Below are 24,689 nucleotides of genomic sequence, written 5' to 3'. Positions count from 1 at the left end.
CCGACCACGGCTATTGTTCTGGCCAACCCTGCGCTCGTTAACCTGATAGTTGAGCTTTCAAATGAGAATCACTCATTGATTGAAAATTATCATCATGTCCTTTTTGTCATTGCCACAAAAAGGACCAAAAAAGTCTAGAACAATAGATCGCTATCAACCCGCACCGAGCTCCAATTCCATCCTGCACACTCTTCTTTCGCGCTAGGCCAGCCACACTACCTCCTCGAGTGCGCCCTTGAAGCTCTCTCGCGAACGCCGGCCCCGGGGCTATTGTTCTGGCCTGCCCTGCGGTCGTTTTATTGATAGTTTAATATTCAGTAAATATGCGGTCTGCTACATATTGCAAAAGTAATAAAAACGCTCCAATCTAGATGTCGATTGGAGCGTTGGAATTCTCTAAGTTTTACTGGAATCTTTTGGAATTAATCGAAATTAGTGGGTGTTTTTTGGAATATTCTGACAACTATTAGACTTTTTCCAATTGTGCTGCAAAAGATCAGCCAAGTCTAAATCATAATTGCTTCTGTATAACGCAATCTTAGAAAATACATCCGTAAGCCAGCGCCTTACTCATCTTTCCTCCTTGTAGCTTTTTGGGGTAATAGCCTTCGATCCATTTTTCAAAAGCACGCATGATTGGATAAGCCAAGCGCTTTCGCAGTTCAGCTCTTTGTTTGTAATTCATGTTCTGATCGGTGGCCATTTGCTCAACCTGATAGATTTTAGCAATTTGTGCCAATGCGTATTCAGCCCCCGTTTTGTCTTCTTTTAGACTTTCGGAGAATTTCCTGCGCGCATGAGCCCAACAACCCAGAAGCAAAACACCTTTCTTTTGCTCATAGATTGAATATGCCTGATATCCATCGGTTTGAATAGCTCCCTGAAAATCCTTTAATAAAGGAAGTATCACTTTTTGTGCTCGGGAGCCTTTGTCGTAGTGAAAGAAAACCAAGTTATTCATTACTGATCGAACCATCCACAGATAAGCCTTTTGTGCTTTGTGCTTTTCGTTGCTAATAACCGGAATGGTACTTTCGTCAACCTGAATATAATCAGATTTTAGAACAATTTCTTTTAAACGTGCATAAAGAGCTCTTAGTAAATCACAGCTTCCTTTTATACCAACCTAAAAGCATCCAGTTCTTTAAACTTCATTAATTTTTTAAGCGTATCCCAAAGTAAATCTGAAACTGTTTCTTTATGGATGGTCATAATTTAAGATAAATATTTTGCTACATTCTTGCTAAACGAATCTAGATAACTGCTTCCTATGTTACGTATCTCGTGCTTTACATCTGCTGTACCATAGAAATTTAATATTTCACGAATCTCAATATCATTGCCTCTTTCGAAAATACGCTTTATAATAGCTCTCTTATTTTTCAACCAATCTATTTTATCAAAATCGGTATCCCAAAAAATAGCCTTTCTAATTAGTTTAAGATTGGGGATTAATTTATTACCTGTTTTCTGATAAGCCTTTTTAACATCATAACTGGCTTGTAAAAGCATAAAATAATCTTCTTCCACACCTAGTTGTTTTCCCAACCTAATGGATAATTTAGGATTTACACTTCTTTTTTCCTTCAATATGGCGCTAATTGTTTGAGCATGCTCATCTACCATAAGAGCCAAATCCTTATTTTTCAGACCTCGCTTTTTAACCTCTCGTTTCAGAATAGCTCCTGGGTGAATACCTTTTATTTTATTTATATCCGGTAGCATAATTAGTATTTTAATTCTTCAAAATTACAAAACCATTCAATTATAAACAAATTTGTTTACTTTTTCTATAAATTGTGTTTTTTACTACTTTTACAATTCTATAGAGAGGCATGTTTATTTCGAAAACCATAGCTAAGGAATAAAGTGAACAAAGAATAAGAAATTTTGGGAAGTGAACACTTTAGGAAGAGTCTTAAAATCAAAGCCTTTATAAACAATATTAAGAACATATAATCTTTACCTCTTTTTTACAACTCAAACCCACTAAACACCTAGACATAAGCACTTAGAAAATATTGTATCGGAAAATAGTCGTCCGACGACGGCCTATAATTGAATTTTAATAGCAAAAAAACTGGTTATTTACACCAGTTTTTCTCTACCCTTTCACAACAGCCAAAGGTTCCAATTCAACCTTAATTTTCACTAAATCCTGTTGATTGGCCATTACGGTATCAATATCCTTGTAGGCTCCTGCCGCTTCATCTAGATCTTTGTTATGACGAATGCCGTGAATAATGCCCTTATCATCCAAACGCTTGATCTCAGTGTTCAAATCTAACTCCCGTTGGGCTTGCTTTCTTCCCATCACACGTCCTGCACCATGCGAGCATGACTCAAAGCTTTCTGGATTGCCTAAACCTTCCACGATATATGATTTGGTTCCTTGTGATCCGGGAATAATACCTAATTCACCTAAACGTGCTATGGTTGCCCCTTTACGATGAACCAGGACATTTTCACCAAAATAATTCTCCCAGACAGCATAGTTAAGCGCTATATTCATCAATTCATCAAACTGCACCTCTCCTTTCATAACAAATTGAACAGCATGTTGCACGCGCTCCATCATTAAACAACGGTTAGCAAAAGCAAAATTTACGCAGTAATTCATCTCTTCCATATAAGCGTGCGCTTCATCCGTTTCGATGGCAAAAATGCCAGGTCGTATGAAGCTGGAACTGAAGTATGCCAGCGTTCGTTTAGGGATTTCGCTTTTTTGTTGTAGAATTGAGCAACTTGATTTCCTAGGTTTCTACTCCCAGAACATATCAGAATCGGCATCACCTATATTGGTTCGCATGGCGCACATACCGTACCCAATATCAACACCTACCGCATTGGGAACAATAACACCTTTGGTCGCCAATACTCCTCCAATAGGCATATCGACCAGGTTTAAGGACTTCACTCAAAATGCCATTTTCATATTTTATAACCATTTCATGGTCTAATACTTCAACAACATCTAACATATTGGCTAATTCTTTATCTTGCAACAGGATGTTTAATTCCATAGAACATCCCCTTTTTTTTTTAGAAAATTTCAGACTAGTTGAAAATATTTGGTATTTTTAAAACAATAAATTCAAGTTGTTACCCTAATAAAAAAATCTACAAGAATGAAATATCTGATGGCCATATTTATTTTTGCAGCTTTATACAGCTGCCAAGTTAAAAAGGACTCAAAAAATAAAGTAAGCACAGGCAATGATCCAGGTGCAACATTAAAATATATACATCCCGCCTCAGAAAACATTCGTTTAAACCAATTAGGTTATTTTCCCAAAGCCCTCAAAATAGCAACTATTGTAGTCAACAAGGAAATAACGACTTTTTCTATTATCGACTTAAAAACAGGAGAAGAAGTGCTAAATGGAAAAGCTGAAGATAAGAAGGAAGCACAATTATCAGGTGAAACCATTCAACAATTGGACTTCTCTGCACTCAATAAAGTTGGTCACTACCAGATCAAATGCGATAACGAAATATATTCTTACCCATTTAAAATTGGTAATGACATTTACGACAAGGTACTTCAATCGGTTGCCAAATCATACTATTACCAAAGGGTTGGCACAGCTATTACCGAAGAATATGGCGGCTTATGGAAACGTAAAGCCGGACACCCGGATCATCAGGTTTTATTTCATCCCTCAACCGGAAAAAACGGAGCCATAGCATCTGCAAAAGGGTGGTACGATGCCGGAGACTTTGGAAAGTACGTTACAAATGGTTCTTTTGCTGCAGGTCAATTACTTTATACCCTGGAAGAATATCCCGACCTATATCCGGATAATTCCTTAAATATACCAGAAAGTGGAAATGATATAAATGATTTATTGGATGAGATTAAATACGAAGCTGACTGGATAGCTACTATGCAAGATCGGGATGGTGGCGTGTTTCATAAACTTACCACCAAAAGCTTTGCGGATGCCATCATGCCTCATGAAGCAACCGAACCTCGTTTTATCATGCCCAAGAGCTCCGTAGCAACATTTGACTTTGCAGCTTTTATGGCTAAAATGGCGCGAAATTATCAGAAATACGATGCCAACCTTGCAAAAACATGGATAACACAGGCTCAAAATGCATGGCATTGGGGCGTACAAAACCCGGATGTGATTTTTAAAAATCCCTCAGATGTGGTAACTGGTGAATATGGCGATGATGATTCTTCGCAAGAACAATTCTGGGCAGCCTCTGAGTTATATATTTCTACCGGCAAAAAACAATATCTAGACTTTATACAAAATAACCTGCCAGACCTTACCTATACATATGGCGATGGGTGGAAAAGCTTTATGCGTTACTTAGGTGTTTTTACCTTATTAAGCGAAAAGAGTGACATCCCGGTACGTACTTTAAAAGAACTCGAAAAAAGATTAATAGTTAGTGCTGATGATTTAACAAAACGTATACAAACCTACGATTATCAGCAAGGTGTAAATGATTTTCAATGGGCATCTAACAGTGATGTCCAAAATATTGCTTTTATCATAGCCAATGCTTATTCTATTTCGGACAAACAAGAATATGCCGATGCTGTGTATTCATCTTTAAACTACCTGTTTGGTCATAATGCCTTGGGTATTTCCATGGTCACTGGTGTAGGATCCAAATCTCCGATGAATATACATCACAGGGCATCCAAATCCGATAGCATTAAAGCGCCTGTACCTGGTTTTGTATGCGGTGGTCCCAACTACGGCAGGCAAGATTCCAATGATGTGGAATATCCCAAAAACGTTTCACCTATGCAGGCTTATCGCGATGTATGGAAAAGCTATGCCAGTAACGAAGTCTGCTTAAATTGGAATTCTCCCACCCCCTACCTCCTTCAATTTGCCATCGATAATAACCGTATGCACTGAGCCTCATATTTTTTCCACTGCGTTTTTTATAAAAAATGTACCAATCTATTTTCGACCACATCCAAAACATAATTCAATTCGAACAAATGAAAAAACAAAGACTTTTATCTCTAAACATGAAAAATTTAATGATTGTAATAGCAAGCATTTTTATACTTAATTCTTGTTCTGACAAAGACCAACTAATTGGAAAATGGGATGATGTTATAAAACTATCAACAAAGCATGTTGACCTTGAAGCAAAAACAGATTCAGCAACAATAACAACAAAAGGAGATGGCTGGTGGATTGATGCCATTACCTTTGAAGATAGCATTTATAGCTACTATGGTAGAGAGGATATAAACCTTGAATCACACTCATTTCGTATTATTGAAAAACATTTTTTGGTTGAGAAGCGAGATAAAAATACCCTTTTCGTCAAAATAAATGAAAATAACACTGAAGATGACCGAGTTATGAATATCACTTTTGAAGCAGGTGATTATTTTGACTACGTTAATATTCAACAAGCGGGTAAATAATAAGATTCGGGGTGTATACTAGAATATACACCCCAAATATCGCATATGTCCAGACTATGGGAATGCACAATCATTCACTTTTTACTAACAATCACATAAGACACGCTCACAAACCAGCCAGTCTTTAGCTTATGGTAGGTAGGTATAGATTCTGCGGTAATGGGCACAGTATGTGTTCCATCCGATTCTCTTGTAACACTTGCAGACAATTGTTCAAGCTTAGCAAAGCTAAGTCCTCCGGTCATAGATAACTTATTCCTTTTACCAAATAATACGGTAGGACCCAATAAGTACCTCAAGTTACCATCATATAAAGACAGGCTAGCACCTGTGGCTATTCCCACTTTAAAACAAGGAGAATATTTATACGTCAAATGTCCCAAACCACCAAAACCAAAATCCATTTCGCTCCCATCTTCTTCTATAACTTCATAACGCGCATCATCCAAACTTTTTAAAGCATACGCTTTGTTAATCAAAGAATTCATCATAAATCCTGTTGAAAAATCAAATGACCACCCCCCATAAGTATCAAGGACAATCTTATTGTCGGCCAAGGTATCTCCAGTAAATGTATTCATCAACTTCACATCTAGTTCAACCAGATCTTTATCCGCCTTAAATGAAGAAACCATGATCTTTTCTTTTGCCTTTTTAGATGCCTTTAAAAAAGCCAGCAATTTAGCATAATTTACGCCCTCTATTTCCTCTACATACAATCGCAACAAAATCGCATTACGTATGCATTCTTTCGACACACAGTCGGGCTTCAACTGCGACAAATAAGCGGCATACAACTCTTCCACTGTTTTTACAAAAAGATGATGCTCTTTAATTTTCATGGCAAATTCATCATCCGACAAATCCTTTCCTCCCAATAGAATCGAAATCGTATCGCTAGTATTTACTGCCATTTCCATATTGGGCAATATAGCAGTAGATTCGTAAAGATTTAATATACCTTGTTTGATGTCCATCAAATTCTGATACTTTATAATCGCCTCTTCTATTAATGAGCTCAAGCTCTTCGGTACACAAGTACTTTCAGCATTCATCGATTCCGGCGCAGATAAGTCCCCCACTTCTTTACTTATAAGATATTGATAAGAAGAACCCATGGGAAAAATAGTTTCTAAAATTTTAGGTCGCTCAGAAACCCAAAAGAAACTCTTTTGATGAAACTGTTGCTTGACAATCGCAGAATTAACACCCTCAATAAAAACAGTATACTCGGTATTCTTTTTCAACCAAAACGGTTTATCAATAACCAATGCTTTTTTGTCTGAATAATACTTTAGAGTTATAGCATGTTGAGGTTTCTCAAACGATGTTTCATGAACCTCCTTAACAGTACCCTTCACCTGCGCATACAAGCTAAAACAGAATGAACTTACCATAATCATTAAACAATATTTCATAGCCTTAGTATTTTTATTTGTTGCATGAAACAGGCCGATACTAACCATCCCCCTATGTGCGAATCAAAGGTCAGCGAAGCTAAACAATTCCCATGGCTCGTTTCATCATTATTAATTGAATATGTCATAAACAGAGAATATCTCTCTCACTTCCTCTATTGTTTCAACAGACTCCTTTGAAACAAGGTCAACAATCTTAAAATTAGACTTTTCAGCAATGGTTGAAATGGAAACTTTAAATAATTTAAATGCATCAAAGTCCAACCTTTCCAAATCAGCAACCAGATCTGACTGAGTTAAGATAAAGCAGTGATGTACGAGCTGATTATTCACCTCATCCACATAACATATTACTTTCCAGTATTCCTTAGGAATCTTCACACCTCTGTATATGGGATCACTCTCATTAAATAAGGGCCCTGCCATCACAGAAACCTTCAAGTCTTTTATTTTGGCCTGATCAAAAACCGCATTCTCAAGTTGTCCCCACACACCATACATATGAGATTGATTAAAACGTTTATGTTGAGGAGCGATATTCGTATAATAAAAAGAATCGTCATTGGCTTTTTTTGCCTCAGCAAGTGTCCCCCAACACAATTCGGCCCTACGAGCCATATGTCCCCTATCTAAATCATTGTGTTTATACAATTCATTTCCTATTTGTGCCTCCATCGGTAAATGAGGATCTTTCTTAAAGTCCACCCTATTCACCTTCTTAATATGACCGCCATCAATATTCCAAGCAACCCATGCAGCCAGCTTTCTTTCGCGATGTAAAACCAAAGAATAATGCATATAATCAAATACATTTTCGTTTTTATGCTTTAGGAGTTCATCAAAAACACCCTCATTAACAGGGTAGGGAGACCTCAAGGGAATGGACAAAAAATTGCTATCGTATCCTTTTTTAATTTCTTGAAGAACAGCAGCTTGCGTAGGCGGCTTTGCAGATATATTTAATTTTTCAAAAACCGAAGTAGCATAACAAGCCAAAGCGTGTTCAGGCGCATTGCCCACCTCACCCGCAAAATGAAGTCCCAACATGGTAGATGTAGCCTTACTATCATCCGCTAACATAACTGCAGCACCCGAATCACCTCCCATGCTGATTTCTCCATCAAAAGGTAAATGATCTGGATCAGGTGTATATTCAAAACAACCTATATTAATATCACCTTGGGCACCATAATTCATCTTGGTTGTCACATCAATCCGAGTTACAATACCAAAGGTTAGAGATGTTGTTCTTCCCGATTTCATGACCTTGTCTCCCAGCCAAGGTGCTGAGATATTCTCCACGCAAACATCTAGGTCTATTATTTGGCCATCGACCTTTCTTTTATCCATTTTCGCTATTGCACAATCTCCCGCCAAGCCCAGGTGACTATTCACCAGAACACCCGCATCATTGCGATCTTTTCGGGCATCATCATGCATTCCGGGTTGCACTACTCTATCGCCAATATTACCACGACTCCCTTGAAGAACATGCCAATTAGATAAAATATATTCTTCCCCATTGTATTTATCAAATACCACACAGCCGGCAGTACCTGCCGAAATAGTTGGATGCCCAATACTACAACCGGGCAATATAGGATCTAAAAATTGCTTACGTAAACCCTTTGTTTTGTCAATCATTTTTACGGGGTTAATATCATAATCTCGTTCAATGATATCCGATGGTATATCCTTTCCATCCACTTGAAAGGATGCAGGAATGGGAACCTCATTGATCGATTCTAGCGACTCTAGTGCGACCTTTTTACAAACCGTAAATTGAATCGCTAATTGATCCGTTCGTTTTCCATTTTCAATTTTATAAGCCAATCCAACTGAATTAACATTGGCTTGTTTCAAATAACTGGGAGCATGCTTCCTAACAAAATCCTTGAGTTTCTGCTCATCAATTTTAGAGTCCATAATCATTGTTTTTATTCCAAAATATATTCTGGAGATGTACGACTAATATTATGATAATTTAAGCGAATTGTCAAGGATATAAGCGTGACAAAAGCGTGACATAGATTAATTTCATCCCTTTTATGCTAATTCCAAATATATTTTCATCAGACATCTAGGACAACAATCATCCATATCATTAATTATCAATACAATACAATATTTATGGTTTTTTTGTGTAATTTTGACACAAAATTTTTGGCAGTCAAATATTTATTCATACATTTGTGTCGTTAAGACACATAAATATGAACACACAAAACAAAACATATAGCTATGAATATCCTCGCCCATCGGTAACTACCGACTGTGTTATCTTTGGTTTTGATGGAATAGAGTTAAACATCTTGCTTATTGAAAGAGGAATAGAACCCTTCAAAGGGCAATGGGCACTTCCGGGAGGTTTTCTTCAAATGGACGAAACAACAGAAGAATGTGCCAGAAGAGAACTCACTGAAGAAACGGGTGTAAGTGATCTCTATTTGGAACAATTATATACTTTTAGCGATGTAAAGAGGGACCCCCGGGGTAGAGTCATTACAGTCTCATACTACGCCCTGATTCGATCCACAGATTTTAAAGTTATTGGCGGAGATGATGCCAGCGCTGCAAAGTGGTTTCCCATACATCAGGTTCCGTCCTTGGCTTTTGATCACGACAGGATACTGAGAGAGGGGCATAATCGCTTAAAATCTAAAATTAGATATGAACCCATTGGCTTTGAATTACTGGAAGAAATTTTCACCATACCGCAGTTACAAAGGCTCTATGAGGCCATACTAGGCATACAACTTGACAGAAGAAATTTTAACAGAAAAATTACCAGTCTTGATATTCTGGAACCCATAGAAAACAAACTCAAAGGTGTAGGGCACAAAGGTGCTCGACAATTTAGGTTTGACAAAGAAAAGTATCAGGCTTTAAAAAGCAGAGGGTTAAATTTTGAAATTTAAATCCATCATCAATATGTACCTGTAGCACAAGTCAGACTTTAGCTGTATTTGTCTGACAAACCAAAATACAGCTAAATGGAAAGCTACCCCCTTTTACCCGGATGAGGCATTATAACATCGTTATACAAAGTTCGGGTTTAACAATGGCAGCAGTCATTGAATGGAAATCATACACCCTTTTAGTAAGGTATTTGAATCAATAATCGTTTAAAAATTAACACTATGTTTGGAATAAACTTTATAAAATTTGATGCAATGACGCACGTCATTCAGTTTTCTAACGGTAAAATAAAAAGAGAAGGCAAAGGATTGTCTTTCTATTACTGGGCTCCCAAAACATCCATCGCAGCCATTCCTATTGGTAGCAAGGACATTCAATTTATTTTTAGAGAGACAACCCATGATTTTCAAAAAATTGCCATTCAAGGACAAATAACATACGTTATTACCGATCCTAAACAATTATCTGAAGTACTGGATTTCACACTGGTTAATAAACAGCAACACAAAGAAGACAACTTTGAAAAAATTAATCAGCGTTTGAATAATGAGGCCCAGACAGCCACAGCAAAATTCATACAACAATTAGACTTAAAATCAGCCATTCGAAGTGCCAAGGAAATAGGAGAAATGATCAGCACCGGCTTAACCAACTCCAAAGCCATCAAACACCTGGGAGTGGAAGTGATCAACGTGGATGTTATTGCAGTAACGCCTACCCCCGAAATGGCCAAAGCATTGGAAACGGAAACACGGGAGGCATTACAAAAAGAAGCCGATCAGGCCATATACGAACGACGCAACTTCGCCGTTGAACAAGAAAGAAAAATTCGCGAGAGTGAGTTAAATACCGAAATCGCAGTTCAGGAAAAAGAAAAGCAGATACAGGAGAAAAAAGCCCAGATAAAAATTAAAGAACAGGAAAACGATCGTAAGATACGTGAAACTAAAATCGAAGCAGACGTATCCATTGAGCAGTCCAAAACAGAACTGACAAAGATGCGCGTGGAGAACATGAAAAAAGAAGCAGATGCCAAGGGTTATCTATTGGATAAAACCTTATCTCCTTACAAAGATTTTGATTGGAAAATGCTGATGGCTATGAATGCAGGTAGTATGGATGCCAAAGACAACATCGCCTTTGCCTTCAGAGAACTTGCCGAAAACTCCCAAAAAATAGAAAACTTAAATATCACACCCGATCTTTTACAGTCCTTACTGCAAAACAAGTAAATAATGTCAATAGATAATGTAATTATAGTAACACATAAAACCAGGCTTGAGCTGCTGATTGAACGTTTTAACACAAAAGCGCAAGCCCGGTTTTACATTGAACATTCGGGTGGTCGGTTTGAGGAGTATGAATTAGAACATGATTGTATCAAAAAATCACTGGACGAAATTCAGAAACTCACCAACAAACACCTAAAGTTCAAGGTCATAGACCGATCTTTCTTACCAAACTTCATGTTCAGTGCTTCAGACAGTATTGTTGTGCTAGGACAAGATGGATTGGTAGCGAACACTGCCAAATATGCCAAGGGATTACCCATGATACCCGTAAATCCCGATCCCGTCAGGAACGATGGGGTTTTATTACCATTCAAGGTCAGTAGCTACGAAAAAGGATTGCTCCAGCTTCTGGAAGGCAAATGCGGTTTTTCAAAGGTCACCATGGCTGAGGCTAAACTAAATGACGGACAAAGCATGCTAGCGTTCAATGACTTATTCATTGGGCCTAGCTCCCACACATCTGCCCGATATCAGTTATCCTATAAGCAACAATCAGAACAACAATCCTCAAGTGGTATCATTGTATCAACAGGTGCAGGATCAACAGGATGGTTAAGCTCCCTGCTGAATATGGCAAATGGTATATATAAGTCTTTTGATGGAAAACATGCAAATCTAGACATAAAGATGGATTGGAATGAAAAGAATCTGATCTTTGTTGTGCGAGAACCTTTTAAAAGTCAGCACTCTGACATACGTATATGTGCAGGAATTATTTCAAAGAGTCAGCCTTTAAATATAGAATCTTACATGCCCATGAATGGCAAAATATTTAGTGACGGTTTAGAAGATGACTACTTGCAATTCAACGCAGGATCTATTGCTGAAATTGGCATCGCCAACGAAAGTGCAAACATTGTTTTGTCACAAAATAATAACTCGTAATTTTAGACTCCAAAAAATATTTCAAATTATGTATGCAGATCAAGATAGAGGTGACAAAAGTAAATACCAAAGATATCTGGCCGGAATGGATTCTATTATTGTTGAAAAAGTAGCTTCGGCCAGTGCCTATTTCTCCGAAAAAGAAGGCCATTCCATCGTAGACGTAGGGATGGCTTCTGGCACTAGTTCATACATACTGGCATTACTATTCCCTAAAACAAAAATAATTGGCATCGATATCAACCCTAAGATGGTTGAGATAGCCAGAGAAAAATACAGTTTACCCAACCTAGAGTTTAGAGCCGATGACGGAGAAACCCTGGAAACATTGAGCTCCGAAAAAATATGCGGCTTCTTCAATTGCTCCTCTATTCATCACATCACCTCTTTTAACAACTATGCACCACAAAAAGCATATTTAACACTTAAAAGGCAAGCTGAGCTTCTTTGTGAAGAGGGCGTATTGGTGATTCGTGATTTTGTAAAACCTGACAATGAAGATATCTTCATTCATTTTCCGAATAATAAACAAGGTCATTTTGATGCCGAGCTACTGGAGCAATTTGCACGTGATGCCAGGTCTTTATCTACCGTTGAGGAGCGGGGATTCCCCTTAAAAAAAATAGAAGAAAACAATGAGCCTAGCTATCAATTAAGCTTCCCTGATGCCGTTGAATTCATCCGTAGAAAAGATTATTTAAAGGATTGGAAAATTGAATTACAGGAAGAATATGGCTACTTTAATCAGGAAGAATTTGAAAATGTAATGGCCTCTCTTGGTATGAGAACTATCGTATCGCAACCCATATACAATGCGTGGATTATCAACAACAGATACAAAGGAAAATTTAAACTCACCAATGCCCAGGGCGAAGTCATCAGTACCCCTCCTACCAATTATGTAATCGCAGCAGAAAAGGTTATCAATAAGGGTACCCTCCTCAAGGCTGCCCGCCAGCTGCCGGTTCAAAACAACAGTTTTTTAGAGTTACATTCTTATGTGCATGAGGAAACCCATGCCATATTTGACCTGGCCAATCGCCCGGGTTCGGTTATCGACCTCCTCCCCTATTATATAGACAAGGAAAACATTAAGATAATTGCCAAACACAATTACCCCCGCCCAATCATCAATACACTCTCCAGGATACTTGATAACAAACGATATAGCGGTTATATCATTGAAGGCATCACAGGTTCCACCAACAAGCATATCACTGCTGATCATATCAAAGATATTTTAACAGAAAGAACCGGGATCAAGAAAGATAAGGTACAGCAACTATCCAAAGAACTCCAATTTTATACCTCTCCGGGAGGCATTAATGAATGTGTAGTTTCCTATTCCATTGAAATATCAAGCACTCCCCAAACACTCAAAAGCTTAGGTTCGTTCTCAGGCTTTAAAGAATCCGGAAAAATCATCGAATATGATGCATTGCAACTTCTAAAATCGGCACAAGTTGGTGCACTTCCTGAGGCTCGACTAGAACTGGGGCTTTATCGTTTATTAAATAAACTCAATAAACCCTTGGGCAAATGGCTAAATGAAGAAATTCAAATTCAAAAAACTCAGGAGCTTGTTGTATCAAACATAGATACAATCACCCAAGTAACCAAGCAGCCCTATAAAAAGAGTGATCGTACCGCCCACTTTTTAGTACATAAGCGTGCAAAGTTTTATGAATACCAACAAGAAGATAGCGAAGCGATTCTTGAATACATTGAACCACAACACCTTAGTTCAAACACTATAGTAACCCTTCCTGTATTTTCTTTTAACAACAAGATTTATTTAGGTATTGAAAAAAGAGAACTACCTGTTCCGCAGTTAAAAGAAGGCAATAGTACTATTTTAACAGCACCAGCTTATCGTCTACCCAAGGAGATTACAAACCTATATGAGATGAAGCGTTATATCTCTGCAAAAAAAATGTTCAATTGTAAAATTGAATCCATGCAAAAACTTGGAGAAAAATACATACCATGTGCGGGAGCCAGCCCCGAACAGGTGTACCCTTATGTCATTACCTTAGATTCTCCTTCTAAAGAATTGCATTGGATATCCATGGAAAGCCTATTGAACCACAGTACAAAACTTCGTGATGGACATCTATTAATTTGTTTGTTTAGGTTAAAACACTTTGTTGAGAATCATGCCAGCATGCAATAAACAGACATAAAAAAATAAGCGAAGAAGCGTAAACCTGATTTCAATAAAGAATATCAGGTTTACGCTTACCATTATACTAATATTTCCATTTATTGGCCAATTTCACAAGCGATAACATCACAGGTACTTCCACTAAAACACCTACTACGGTAACCATCGCTGCCGGAGACTGCAAGCCAAATAAAGCAATAGCCACAGCTACAGCCAGCTCAAAAAAGTTACTTGCCCCAATCATGGCAGCAGGCGAACAAATGGCATAAGGTAACCTTAGTTTTTTGCCACTAAACCAAGTCACAAAAAATATAAAGTAGGTTTGTATAACCAATGGAATAGCCACCAAAAGAATAATAAGAGGATTCTCCACAATAATGCTTCCCTGGAAGGCAAATAATAATACCAATGTAAGCAGTAAAGCAAAAATTGACACGGGCTTAAATTTTGGTAGAAACTCATTTTTAAACCATTCAGCTCCCCTGCGTTTAATCAGAATTTTGTGGGTTATATACCCGGCTAAAAGAGGAACCACTACAAACACAACAACACTAGCCACCAAAGTATCGTAAGGAATCGTGATATTAGTAATACCCAACAACAAACCCACAATAGGAATAAAAGCCACCAAAATAATCAGGTCGTTTACTGACACCTGTACCAATGTATAATTCGGATCCCCATCACTTAGGTAACTCCATACAAATACCATTGCGGTACAGGGTGCAGCTCCCAATAAAATGGCACCGGCAATATATTCTCCTGCCTCCTCTGGAGAAATCCATGCCCCATACAATTTTGAAAAAAACATCCATGCAAAAAAAGCCATGGTAAATGGTTTAATTAACCAATTCACCACCAGGGTTAATATTAAACCCTTGGGACGTTTTCCTACATTTTTAATACTTGAAAAATCAATTTGTAGCATCATAGGGTAAATCATAAGCCAGATTAAAATGGCAACCGGAATATTCACTTTGTAAATCTCCATGTTAGCCAATACCTGAATTCCATCTCCAACAAAGCCACCAATAGCAATACCTACAGCAATACAGATAGCAACCCAAAGACTTAAATACTTTTCAAAGAATCCAATTTGCTTTTTCATATGTCTAAATTTATCTTTCAATGGCCATAAGTAACTCACCGAAAACAATCACCCCCTTGTGTGTGAATCTATTCTCATGGCTCGTTTCATATACTCCAATTAAATTTCCTTTGTTCCATTCACAGTTATACTATAAATACCTACCTTACTCTTTTTAAAATCCGTCAATTCATCCTGCGAGATATAATTCAAAAGAATATTTTGAGGTATCTCTATCTCCTTCTCTTTTTTTACCACAACATGAGTAAATCCATTCCCTGTAATAATATTTAAATAATGTTCCTTTTGAATGGCTCCCGAGACACAGCCCGCATACATTTCGGCAGCCTGCTGCATTTTTTCAGGTAATTGCCCTGTCAACACTACATCTGAAATACAAAAATGACCACCTGGTTTCAACACCCTAAAAATTTCTCCAAAAGCTTTTTGTTTATCAGGAACAAGATTCAAAACACAGTTACTGATAACCACGTCAAAACAATTATCCTTCAAGGGCATATCTTCAATGTCACCTTTTATAAAATCAATATTTTTAAATCCTGTTTTTTGCAGATTTTTATTTGCTTTCTCCAGCATGGCATCGGTGAAGTCGATTCCCGTTACATGTCCCGATTCTCCAATTATGGTACGCGCAACAAAACAATCATTACCCGCTCCTGAGCCCAGGTCCAATATATGATCACCGGATTTTATCTCAGCATACTGGGTAGGCAAACCACACCCCAATCCCAAATCAGCCTCCGGACGATAGCCTGCCAACTTAGTATAGTCATCACTAAAAATAGTATAGTCCATATGATCACTACAACCAGTACTGCCGCAACAAGAACTTTGATTTTGTTTTTTACTTTGTGAAGCTATTTCACCATATTTTTCTTTCACAACAAATTTTAAATCCTGTGCTTTCATATATATAAATTTTATCTTTCAAAGACCATAAGTAACTCACCGAAAACAATCACCCCCTTGTGTGTGAATCTATTCTCATGGCTCGTTTCATACTTACCGTTTAATTTGTTCGTCATAAAATTTTCTAAAACCTGCTTTTATTTCATCACGTACCCGTATAAATTCACTCCATATAAATTCCTCTGAACCCAATGCATGAGAAGGATCATCAAAACCAATATGCAAACGATGTTTTACTTTTCCCACGAAGGCAGGACAAGCTTCATTGGCGCCACCACAAACAGTAATAACATAATCCCATTCCTCATCCAAGTACTTACTAACCGAATCAGAAGTATGTCCACTAATATCAATACCTATTTCAGCCATTGCCTTAACAGCCTTAGCATTCAGCTTACCCGATGCTTCTGTACCCGCTGAGCACACAGTAATATTTGCATCAAATGATTGCAAAAAGCCATGAGCCATCTGACTCCTACAGCTATTGCCTGTACATAAAATCAATACTTTCATCCGTTTAAAAATTAGCAAAACGTCACTAGCCGGTGCAAATTCCAATCATTCACCCATGTGCCCAATTATTTGCGCTGGCCAGGCCAGTTTCATATGTTTATAATTTATCTTTCAATGGCCATATGAAACTCACTAAAATGATCCATACTCCTGTGTATGAACCCATTCCCATAGCTCGTTTGATATACTCCAGTTATTCCTACATTTTATTTTGAATTCGACTCTTTGACCTGGTTTGTATCACAATGAATACTGACCGATTTGATGGGCTCAAAAAAACTTTCGAGCAAAAGAAGATATCTGTTAATATCAGTATTACACAAACAGTAATTAACTTTTAATCCATCAATGGTTCCCTGTATCAATCCCAATTCTTTTAATTCATTCAAGTGTTGAGATACCGTACTCCTGCTAAGAGGTAACGAACCTGAAATATCACCTGAAATACAAGTCTTGGTTTCCGCTAGATACTTCAGAATCGCTAATCTTGCCGGATGCGAAATGGCTTTGGCAAAACGCGCCAGCTCCTGCAGTTCTTCACTAAAAACATTCGTTTTAATCATCTCCTCTATTTTTATGTTGTATGTTGCAAACATACGACATAAAAACGTAAAACGAACAAACAGAGGCCTATTTTTTTATGAATCGTACAACTACAAAGAAAAATTTTCATACATTACATGTAGGTAACTAAGCTCTTACTCGCTAATTAGTGGCTGCAAGAGAACGACTGTTTTTTCTGTCTTTGATAAGAAAGCTTCAAAGACAAGGCTTTCGATATTTTTGAAAACAAAAAGTTTACTGATTGTAAATGACTGTTTCAAAAATGAGAATAACACAGTATTTGGAGTTTTCTTGCAAAGACTAATTAGCCAACCGTAAGATGCACCAATAAAAAAGTAAGCAACGTGATCGCTTAGCAAAAGACAATGTATAACACATTGTTAATTTAACGGTTTTTTTACCGATAAATAATATTTATGTGTATATTTACCGATAAACACAAGAATCATGTATTTTGCAACAATATCAGCAGATGTAATTTCCTACACATCCCTAAATGAAATTGAAAAACGAAATTTAGAGGAATCTATCCATAAACTGATAGATAATTTAGGAGAATTATATAAGAATGAGAAATTTTACGGACGGCTTATACAAGGCGATTACATCGAATTTGCATTAAACGAACCCACCTTTGCTCTTCGCATAGCTCTACTGTTAAAAGCTTTTGTTAAATCTCTTTCATTGGAGATTAACAAAAAGGATAAGACACGCTTAAAGCACTTCAGTGAACATGGCATTAGGCTAGCCATTGCCATTGCTCCACTAGAGACTTTTAAGCCTGAAAAAGGAATTATTGATGGGGAAGCCATTTATCTCTCAGGAAGAGCAATTAAACGATATTCCACTTCCAATAAGCAAAAGGTAGTTATTAAGAACACCATGTATTTTTGCAGTTCCAATGAAAAAATACAAAACGAATTTGATGTTATATTAGCATTGCTTGATACGATTTTTACACGTTTCTCTCCCAAACAAAGTGAAGTCATTTATCTAAAATTACTGGGCTATACAGAAAAAGAAATCGCATCAAAATTAGAAAAATACCAGTCAACCATTAGCCAACATTCAACTGCTGCCGGATGGCTAGCCATTGAGAAAGCAGTAAACTACTTTGAAAATTATTTCAATCATGCAGATTAAGCTCATCCTCCTATTATTTATAGCACATTTGCTAGCTGATTTTATTTTCCAGACACAAGCTATGTCGGATAAAAAAGGCGAAAAAGCACTTACCTGGAATCACATATACCATGTGCTCATCGTTGGGGTATTAAGTTACATAGCATCACTGAATATACACTTCTGGAAAGCCGCTATTTTATTAATGAGCTTGCACCTGATCACTGACATAGCCAAAAGTACGATCCAACTAAGGTACCCTTTAAAAAATTTCTTCTTTTGGGATCAAGGCATTCATATGGTAATCATCATTTCGGTAGCATACGCCTACTGGGGTAATGTCACGTTTTTATTGGATCTGAAAATAAAGACATTGGCCACTATTGCCAGCTTTATATTTGTAACCAAACCAACCAATATCATCATTGGCAATATCTTAAAGATATCTAAAATACAAATTTCAGACTCCATCAATAAAGAGGATAGTTTACCCAATGCAGGCAAATTAATAGGAATCATTGAACGTTTACTGGTACTTTCATTAATACTGATAGGACAATTTGCAGCAGTGGGTTTAATACTAGCTGCCAAATCCATATTACGATTTAATGGTACACAAAAAAGCGAATACATACTAATAGGTACCCTATTAAGCTTCGGTTTTGCAGTGCTTGCCGGAATATTAATCACTCAATTTACCATACAATAACGGTGTTTTTACCGATAAATACCATTTAACGGTGTTTTTACCGAAACAACACATACAACATAGGAGTACAAAAGAAAATAAAAACAAATTCAGAAGCGCCATAAAAAACACTTACTCCAAGTAGGTATAACCATAGAGTCCTGAACGATAATTGGACAAAAACTCTTTTCCTTCAGACAAAGAAATTTTACCACTCTTAACCGATGAAGTTACCCATGTTTCCACGGCGCGCACCAATTTCTTAGGACTATATTGAACATACTCCAATACTTCAGCAACAGTTTCCCCATCAATAATCTTGTCGATGTGATAACCATGCTCATCGGCTGAAATATGAACCGCATTAGTATCACCAAACAAATTATGAAGATCCCCCAATATTTCTTGATATGCACCAACCAGGAAGACTCCTATATAATAAGGCTCATCCTTTTTAACGGTATGAACAGGTAAGTGATGCGATAAATTACGCGTAGCAATAAACCTATCAATCTTTCCATCACTATCACAGGTGATATCCTGCAAAGTGGCATGTCGAGTTGGCTTTTCTTGATGACGATGAATGGGAATAATGGGAAATATCTGGTCAATGGCCCATGAATCTGGTAAAGATTGAAACAAGGAAAAATTACAAAAATACTTATCCGACAAAAGTTTTGGAAGACTATGAAACTCGTCGGGTATATGCTTCAGACTTTGGGTAATTTTATGAATATCGTAGGCAATAGACCAGAACAAACGTTCCACTTGAGCGCGGGTTTTTATATCCAACAATCCCAAACTAAACCTATCCAATGCTTCCTCCCGAACCGATTGGGCATCATGCCAGACTTCCAACATCTTAGTTTGGTTCAGCACTTCCCACGAGTTATATAATTCTTTCACCAATTCATGATCATCGTCGGTAATCTCATCCTCCTCTGGCCATTGGGGCAAGGAAGTAGATTCCAATACTTCAAATACCAACATAGAATGATGAGCTGTTAAGGAACGACCCGACTCCGTAATTATATTAGGATGAGAAATATCGTTTTTATCACTGGCATCAACCAGACTCGAAATGGCATCGTTCACATATTCTTGTATGGAATAATTAACACTACTTTCGCTATTGGCCGATTTAGTTCCATCGTAATCAACCCCAAGTCCACCACCTATATCCACAAAGTCCACATTAAACCCCAGTCCATGCAGCTGAACATAAAACTGAGCGGCTTCACGCAAGGCAATTTTAATACGTCTAATTTTAGTCACCTGACTACCAATGTGAAAATGCACCAGTCGCAGACAATCTTTTAAACCATTGGCTTCCATAAAATCAAGGGCCTCAATTAGCTCACTGGCTGTTAATCCAAACTTACTTGCATCCCCACCTGAGCTCTCCCATTTACCTGAACCCGAGCTAGCCAATTTAATACGAATACCAATATTAGGACGGATATTTAGTCGTTTAGCAATATCCGCAATAATCAGCAACTCATTAAGTTTCTCTACCACCAAGAAAATATTTCGCCCCATCTTTTGAGCCAATAATGCCAACTCAACATAGTCCTCATCTTTATACCCATTACAAATGATAATAGAGTCATTGTTAACGCTGGTGGCAATCACTGCATGTAATTCTGGTTTTGAACCGGCCTCTAGTCCCACATTAAATTTACGTCCATGACTTACAATCTCTTCAACCACATGATTGGTTTGATTTACCTTAATGGGATAAACCACAAAGCTATCGCCCTTAAAGTCAAATTCCTTTTTTGCACGATCAAAGCATTCGGTCATCATTAAGATACGATTATCCAGAATATCAGGAAATCGTAATAGCACAGGCGCGGTTACATCTCTAAGTTGAAGCTCATCTATCACCTCCTTCAGATCAATATGAACGCTGTCCTTGTTCGGACAAACCGTTACATTACCTTTTTTATTGATGGAGAAATAGTCTGTTCCCCATCCTTCTATATTGTATAATTCTTTAGAGTCTTCAACAGTCCATTTTCTCATCACCGTAATCTTAAAAAAAACAAAATTATATAATCTTAAAATTGAGCTTAAAACACATTAAATTCCGCTTAACACTTGGTAAACAAGTTTCGCGGCCAAAAAATCGGGCGCCTTATTTTTTTCATTGGGACATAACTCAACCACATCAAAACCCACAATGTTACAATGCGTTTGAACTTTTCGAATCATTGAAAGCACCTCGTGATACAACAGTCCATCTGGTTCAGGGGTACCTGTAGATGGCATAATAGAAGGGTCAAAAACATCCAGGTCGATCGTAATATAGACATCCCCACTCAGTTGCGCCATAACATCGTTTTGCCAATCCATATTTTGCCGTATTTGATAACGAAAAAACATCTTCTCAGGGTCAACATACACACGCTCTTCTTGGCACATACTTCGTATACCTACCTGAACAATAGGAGCCAGTTTTTTGGCCTGGTGCATCACACAGGCATGGTTGTATGCGGAACCTTCGTAAGATTCCCGCAGGTCTGCATGGGCATCAAACTGCAAAAAGGTGATATTCTCATATCGCTTAGCCATGGCTTTAAAAGCACCAATACTCACAGAATGCTCTCCTCCCACTAAAACAGGGAGTTTACCATCACCCAATAGTTGGGTAATGGCACGTTCCACCGCCTCACTCATTTTTTCCGGTGATCGGTCTTCTATTACCGGAGGCAGCGTATATATACCTTTTTTAGAAACATCATTTCCGGTTTCAATATCGAACATTTCCAATGTTCCTGAAGCTTCAATTAACGCTGCCGGTCCCTTATCTGAGCCCTTCACCCATGTACTCGTTCCATCATAAGGAACAGGCAATACGGCAACAGCTGCCTTATTATAATCAAGACAGTAGCCATCTTCTCCACAAAAATATTTAGTGTAATCCATTGTCCCTTACTAACTCAAACGATTTTTATAATCCTCGTACGTAAAATGCTTCACCAAACGGCACTGATCTGCTTCTTCATCATAAATATACATAGAAGGCAAACGTACTCCATTAAAAGTAGTATTTTTAACCATCGTATAATGAGCCATATCTCCGAATATCAATCGATCACCCACCTTAAGTTCATCATCAAAACTATAATCACCCACCACATCACCGGCCAAACAACTTACACCCCCCAAGCGATAAGTATATTTTTTACGATTGGGCTCATCGGCATTTAAAATAAGTGGACGGTAAGGCATCTCAAGCACATCGGGCATATGTGCAGTTACTGAAGTATCCAGCAAGGCAATACTCTTTTCGTTAATAATCACATCTTCTACTGTAGTAACTAAAACACCTGTATTTAAGGCAATGGCTTCACCTGGCTCCAAGTACACCTCTAAAGCATGCCTTCGTTTGAAGTCTTTGATCAGTTGAATTAAACGATCCACTTGGTAATCGGAACGACTGATATGGTGTCCTCCCCCAAAATTAATCCACGATAACCGCTGCAATAAAAAACCAAACTTATCTTCCACCACCGCCAAAGTTCTCTCAAGGGCATCCACATTTTGCTCACACAAATTATGAAAATGTAAACCGGAGATACCCTCCAGGTGATCCAAATGATTCTTCAGGTTTTCAAGAGTGGTACCCAAGCGGCTATAGCGACCACTGGGATCATAAAGTGGCGTATCCGCTTCTGAATGCTCAGGATTAATGCGAATGCCGGCTTTGATAGAATCATGCTTTTCCAGCAGAGCTTTAAAACGTTTGTATTGACCTGGACTGTTAAAAACAATATGGTCGGCTAACGCAAGGTGTTCAGCCATGTCTGCATCTGAAAAGGCAGGAGCATAAACATGCAGTTCACCCCCATATACTTCACGTCCCAACCTGGCCTCATTAACCGAACTGGCAGAAGTACCTGGTAAATACTTACGTACCAAAGGAGCCAGATTCCACATGGCAAAACCTTTAAAAGCCAATAGAATTTTACAGCCTGCCTGTTGTTGCACATGCTGCAACAACAGTAGGTTACGTTCCAATTGAGTTTTACTAACCACATAACATGGCGTTTGCAAATCAGCCAACGCTTGCTGTGAGAACTTTATTCCACCGAACTGCTCCATTCTTCCACATGCCAGGGTAAACCATACTTATTCAAGTCATCCATAAAAAGATCTGGATCTAATTGCTCCATATTATAAACACCTTCTTTTTTCCAATGACCTTCCAAAATCATTTTGGCACCTATCATGGCTGGCACGCCTGTGGTATAAGACACAGCCTGCGACCCCACTTCTTTGTAAGTTTCCTGATGGTCGCAAATATTATAAATAAATTTACGCACTTTCTTACCATCTTTCAAGCCTTCAATGACGCAGCCAATGGATGTTTTTCCTGTATAGTTAGCAGCCAGCGAGCCTGGGTCGGGTAATAATCTTTTCAGAAACTCCAACGGAACAATTTTTTGTCCCTTATAATCTACTTCATCAATTCTATTTAAACCCAGATTCTGAATCACACGTAAATGGGTTAAATATTCCTCGCCAAAGGTCATCCAAAAACGGATGCGTTTTAAACCTTTAATATTCTGACATAAGGATTCCATCTCCTCATGATACATCAAATACATTTTCCTTTCACCCACCCCAGGGAAATCAAAATCCTGCTTTACGGCGAGAGGGTCTGTACTTTTCCATTCCCCATCTTCCCAATAACGACCCCTGGCTGTTATCTCTCTGATATTTATTTCTGGATTAAAATTGGTCGCGAATGCTTTACCGTGATCACCGCCATTGCAATCCACAATGTCGATGGTATGAATTTCATCGAATAAATGTTTTTGGGCATAGGCACAAAACATATTGGTTACTCCCGGATCAAAACCACTACCCAGCAAAGCCATTAAGCCCGCTTCTTTAAACTTATCTTGATAAGCCCATTGCCATTTATACTCAAATTTAGCTTCATCTTTGGGCTCGTAATTAGCTGTATCCAGATAATCTACACCTGTCTCTAAACAAGCATCCATGATGACCAAGTCCTGATAAGGCAATGCCACATTAATAACCAACTTAGGGCTGTGTTTTTTGATGAGAGCAACCGTATTCGCAGTTTGATCCGCATCCAACTGTTCGGTTAAAATCTCTACTCCAAATTTTTCATTTACCGACTTAGCGATAATATCACATTTGCTTTTGGTACGTGAAGCCAAAATAATTTGACCAAATACCTCAGGAAGAGCCGCACATTTATGTACTACTACATTACTTACCCCTCCAGCTCCAATAATAAGAACCTTGTTCATTTTTTTAAAATATAAAAAAGTAAAAAACGGAATGAACCACGTTTAACTCACTCACAAAAAAACACTCATAAAAACCTATTTATCAACACCCTACATTCATTTTTTCAGGTTTCTAAAATAGGACGGGCAAATGTAATAAAATTAAGGTATGAAAAAACTGAAAGAGAAAAAAAATTAAATAAATTTAATCAAGGTTCTTAGTCCCTCTATCAGTAACCTACAAAGCCCTGCTAAAACATAAAATACAACAGTTAAAATAGCCACAAATCCCATGGATGTGAACAGTTCAATCCATGCTGTTTCATATATTAATATGGAACATATATTCACCACCATAGCCAGTCCAAAAGAAATCAGCAATATCCATAATTCTCTTTTAACGGAACTTCCTTTCAATACAATATCCTTCATT

General features: G+C 37.8%; 22 protein-coding genes and 1 pseudogene. 8 read left to right on the top strand and 15 right to left on the bottom strand.

Features of this window, described 5'->3' with window-relative positions:
• Positions 1-553 precede the first annotated feature (553 nt).
• From CYTFE_RS28335 to CYTFE_RS30620, 4 genes and pseudogenes are all read right to left on the bottom strand, one after another.
• Positions 554-1,117 (bottom strand): annotated as a pseudogene (locus CYTFE_RS28335) (IS66 family transposase); the annotation flags it as partial.
• A gap of 98 nt (positions 1,118-1,215) precedes the next feature.
• On the bottom strand, positions 1,216-1,725 hold the full coding sequence (locus tag CYTFE_RS0103770; RefSeq protein ID WP_027470729.1) for a HigA family addiction module antitoxin: 510 nt from the start codon (positions 1,723-1,725) through the stop codon (positions 1,216-1,218).
• A gap of 379 nt (positions 1,726-2,104) precedes the next feature.
• Positions 2,105-2,656 (bottom strand): RtcB family protein, encoded by a 552-nt coding sequence (locus CYTFE_RS24850; RefSeq protein WP_316929582.1) that lies wholly within the window; start codon positions 2,654-2,656, stop codon positions 2,105-2,107.
• A gap of 105 nt (positions 2,657-2,761) precedes the next feature.
• Positions 2,762-2,917, bottom strand: a complete 156-nt coding sequence (locus tag CYTFE_RS30620) for an RtcB family protein (protein WP_200871236.1) — start codon at positions 2,915-2,917, stop codon at positions 2,762-2,764.
• Between the two features lie 211 nt (positions 2,918-3,128).
• On the opposite strand from CYTFE_RS30620, the gene CYTFE_RS24845 reads away from it, so the two are divergent.
• Complete coding sequence (locus CYTFE_RS24845) at positions 3,129-4,883, top strand: glycoside hydrolase family 9 protein (RefSeq protein ID WP_052342969.1); 1,755 nt, start codon at positions 3,129-3,131, stop codon at positions 4,881-4,883.
• Positions 4,884-4,969: 86 nt separating this feature from the next.
• Positions 4,970-5,407 carry a hypothetical protein gene (locus tag CYTFE_RS0103755; RefSeq protein ID WP_044212270.1) on the top strand — a complete coding sequence of 146 codons (438 nt, stop codon included), beginning with the start codon at positions 4,970-4,972 and terminating at the stop codon, positions 5,405-5,407.
• 74 nt (positions 5,408-5,481) lie between these two features.
• On the opposite strand, the gene CYTFE_RS0103750 is transcribed toward CYTFE_RS0103755, so the two are convergent.
• Entirely contained in the window at positions 5,482-6,825 is a 1,344-nt protein-coding gene (locus tag CYTFE_RS0103750) for a hypothetical protein (RefSeq protein ID WP_152541688.1), read from the bottom strand.
• Positions 6,826-6,936: 111 nt separating this feature from the next.
• Complete coding sequence (locus CYTFE_RS24840) at positions 6,937-8,751, bottom strand: DNA/RNA non-specific endonuclease (RefSeq protein ID WP_044212282.1); 1,815 nt, start codon at positions 8,749-8,751, stop codon at positions 6,937-6,939.
• Between the two features lie 287 nt (positions 8,752-9,038).
• Here CYTFE_RS24840 and CYTFE_RS0103740 point away from each other — a divergent pair, with 287 nt between their 5' ends.
• The 4 genes from CYTFE_RS0103740 to CYTFE_RS0103725 all read left to right on the top strand — a co-directional run bounded on the left by CYTFE_RS0103740 (position 9,039) and on the right by CYTFE_RS0103725 (position 14,094).
• Positions 9,039-9,743 carry an NUDIX hydrolase gene (locus CYTFE_RS0103740; protein WP_044212269.1) on the top strand — a complete coding sequence of 235 codons (705 nt, stop codon included), beginning with the start codon at positions 9,039-9,041 and terminating at the stop codon, positions 9,741-9,743.
• 222 nt (positions 9,744-9,965) lie between these two features.
• Entirely contained in the window at positions 9,966-10,976 is a 1,011-nt protein-coding gene (locus CYTFE_RS0103735; protein ID WP_027470725.1) for an SPFH domain-containing protein, read from the top strand.
• A gap of 3 nt (positions 10,977-10,979) precedes the next feature.
• Positions 10,980-11,921 carry a diacylglycerol kinase catalytic domain-containing protein gene (locus CYTFE_RS0103730; protein ID WP_027470724.1) on the top strand — a complete coding sequence of 314 codons (942 nt, stop codon included), beginning with the start codon at positions 10,980-10,982 and terminating at the stop codon, positions 11,919-11,921.
• A gap of 28 nt (positions 11,922-11,949) precedes the next feature.
• Positions 11,950-14,094, top strand: a complete 2,145-nt coding sequence (locus CYTFE_RS0103725) for a class I SAM-dependent methyltransferase (RefSeq protein WP_044262543.1) — start codon at positions 11,950-11,952, stop codon at positions 14,092-14,094.
• Positions 14,095-14,170: 76 nt separating this feature from the next.
• Here the strand turns inward: CYTFE_RS0103725 and arsB are convergent, their stop codons facing one another.
• The 4 genes from arsB to CYTFE_RS24835 form a co-directional block, all read right to left on the bottom strand.
• Positions 14,171-15,193 carry an ACR3 family arsenite efflux transporter gene (gene arsB / locus CYTFE_RS0103720; protein WP_027470722.1) on the bottom strand — a complete coding sequence of 341 codons (1,023 nt, stop codon included), beginning with the start codon at positions 15,191-15,193 and terminating at the stop codon, positions 14,171-14,173.
• Between the two features lie 99 nt (positions 15,194-15,292).
• Positions 15,293-16,102, bottom strand: coding sequence for an arsenite methyltransferase (locus CYTFE_RS0103715; protein WP_027470721.1), 810 nt, complete (start codon positions 16,100-16,102; stop codon positions 15,293-15,295).
• A 93-nt stretch (positions 16,103-16,195) separates the two neighbouring features.
• Positions 16,196-16,615, bottom strand: a complete 420-nt coding sequence (locus CYTFE_RS0103710) for an arsenate reductase ArsC (protein WP_027470720.1) — start codon at positions 16,613-16,615, stop codon at positions 16,196-16,198.
• Between the two features lie 206 nt (positions 16,616-16,821).
• The gene (locus CYTFE_RS24835) at positions 16,822-17,178 is read right to left on the bottom strand and encodes an ArsR/SmtB family transcription factor (protein WP_044212281.1); all 357 of its coding nucleotides are present in this window, start codon (positions 17,176-17,178) and stop codon (positions 16,822-16,824) included.
• A 448-nt stretch (positions 17,179-17,626) separates the two neighbouring features.
• Here CYTFE_RS24835 and CYTFE_RS0103700 point away from each other — a divergent pair, with 448 nt between their 5' ends.
• Both CYTFE_RS0103700 and CYTFE_RS0103695 read left to right on the top strand, forming a co-directional pair.
• The gene (locus CYTFE_RS0103700; RefSeq protein WP_027470719.1) at positions 17,627-18,322 is read left to right on the top strand and encodes a hypothetical protein; all 696 of its coding nucleotides are present in this window, start codon (positions 17,627-17,629) and stop codon (positions 18,320-18,322) included.
• Positions 18,312-19,010, top strand: coding sequence for a DUF3307 domain-containing protein (locus CYTFE_RS0103695; protein WP_027470718.1), 699 nt, complete (start codon positions 18,312-18,314; stop codon positions 19,008-19,010). Before CYTFE_RS0103700 ends, CYTFE_RS0103695 begins: the two co-directional genes overlap by 11 nt.
• A gap of 111 nt (positions 19,011-19,121) precedes the next feature.
• On the opposite strand, the gene speA is transcribed toward CYTFE_RS0103695, so the two are convergent.
• From speA to CYTFE_RS0103670, 5 genes are all read right to left on the bottom strand, one after another.
• Positions 19,122-21,014, bottom strand: a complete 1,893-nt coding sequence (gene speA / locus CYTFE_RS0103690; RefSeq protein ID WP_027470717.1) for a biosynthetic arginine decarboxylase — start codon at positions 21,012-21,014, stop codon at positions 19,122-19,124.
• A 57-nt stretch (positions 21,015-21,071) separates the two neighbouring features.
• Positions 21,072-21,917 carry an agmatinase gene (gene speB, locus CYTFE_RS0103685; protein ID WP_027470716.1) on the bottom strand — a complete coding sequence of 282 codons (846 nt, stop codon included), beginning with the start codon at positions 21,915-21,917 and terminating at the stop codon, positions 21,072-21,074.
• A gap of 9 nt (positions 21,918-21,926) precedes the next feature.
• Complete coding sequence (gene nspC, locus CYTFE_RS0103680; protein ID WP_152541687.1) at positions 21,927-23,096, bottom strand: carboxynorspermidine decarboxylase; 1,170 nt, start codon at positions 23,094-23,096, stop codon at positions 21,927-21,929.
• The gene (locus CYTFE_RS0103675) at positions 23,075-24,277 is read right to left on the bottom strand and encodes a saccharopine dehydrogenase family protein (protein ID WP_027470714.1); all 1,203 of its coding nucleotides are present in this window, start codon (positions 24,275-24,277) and stop codon (positions 23,075-23,077) included. The genes nspC and CYTFE_RS0103675 overlap by 22 nt, the downstream gene beginning before the upstream one ends.
• 174 nt (positions 24,278-24,451) lie before the next feature.
• Positions 24,452-24,688, bottom strand: coding sequence for a hypothetical protein (locus CYTFE_RS0103670; RefSeq protein ID WP_027470713.1), 237 nt, complete (start codon positions 24,686-24,688; stop codon positions 24,452-24,454).
• Position 24,689: the final 1 nt, after the last annotated feature.

Origin of the sequence: Saccharicrinis fermentans DSM 9555 = JCM 21142 (assembly GCF_000517085.1) — a bacterium.
GTDB classification, from domain to species: domain Bacteria; phylum Bacteroidota; class Bacteroidia; order Bacteroidales; family Marinilabiliaceae; genus Saccharicrinis; species Saccharicrinis fermentans.
The sequence above is the reverse complement of the archived record's forward strand: the minus strand, read 5'-3'. Positions and strand labels throughout refer to the sequence as shown.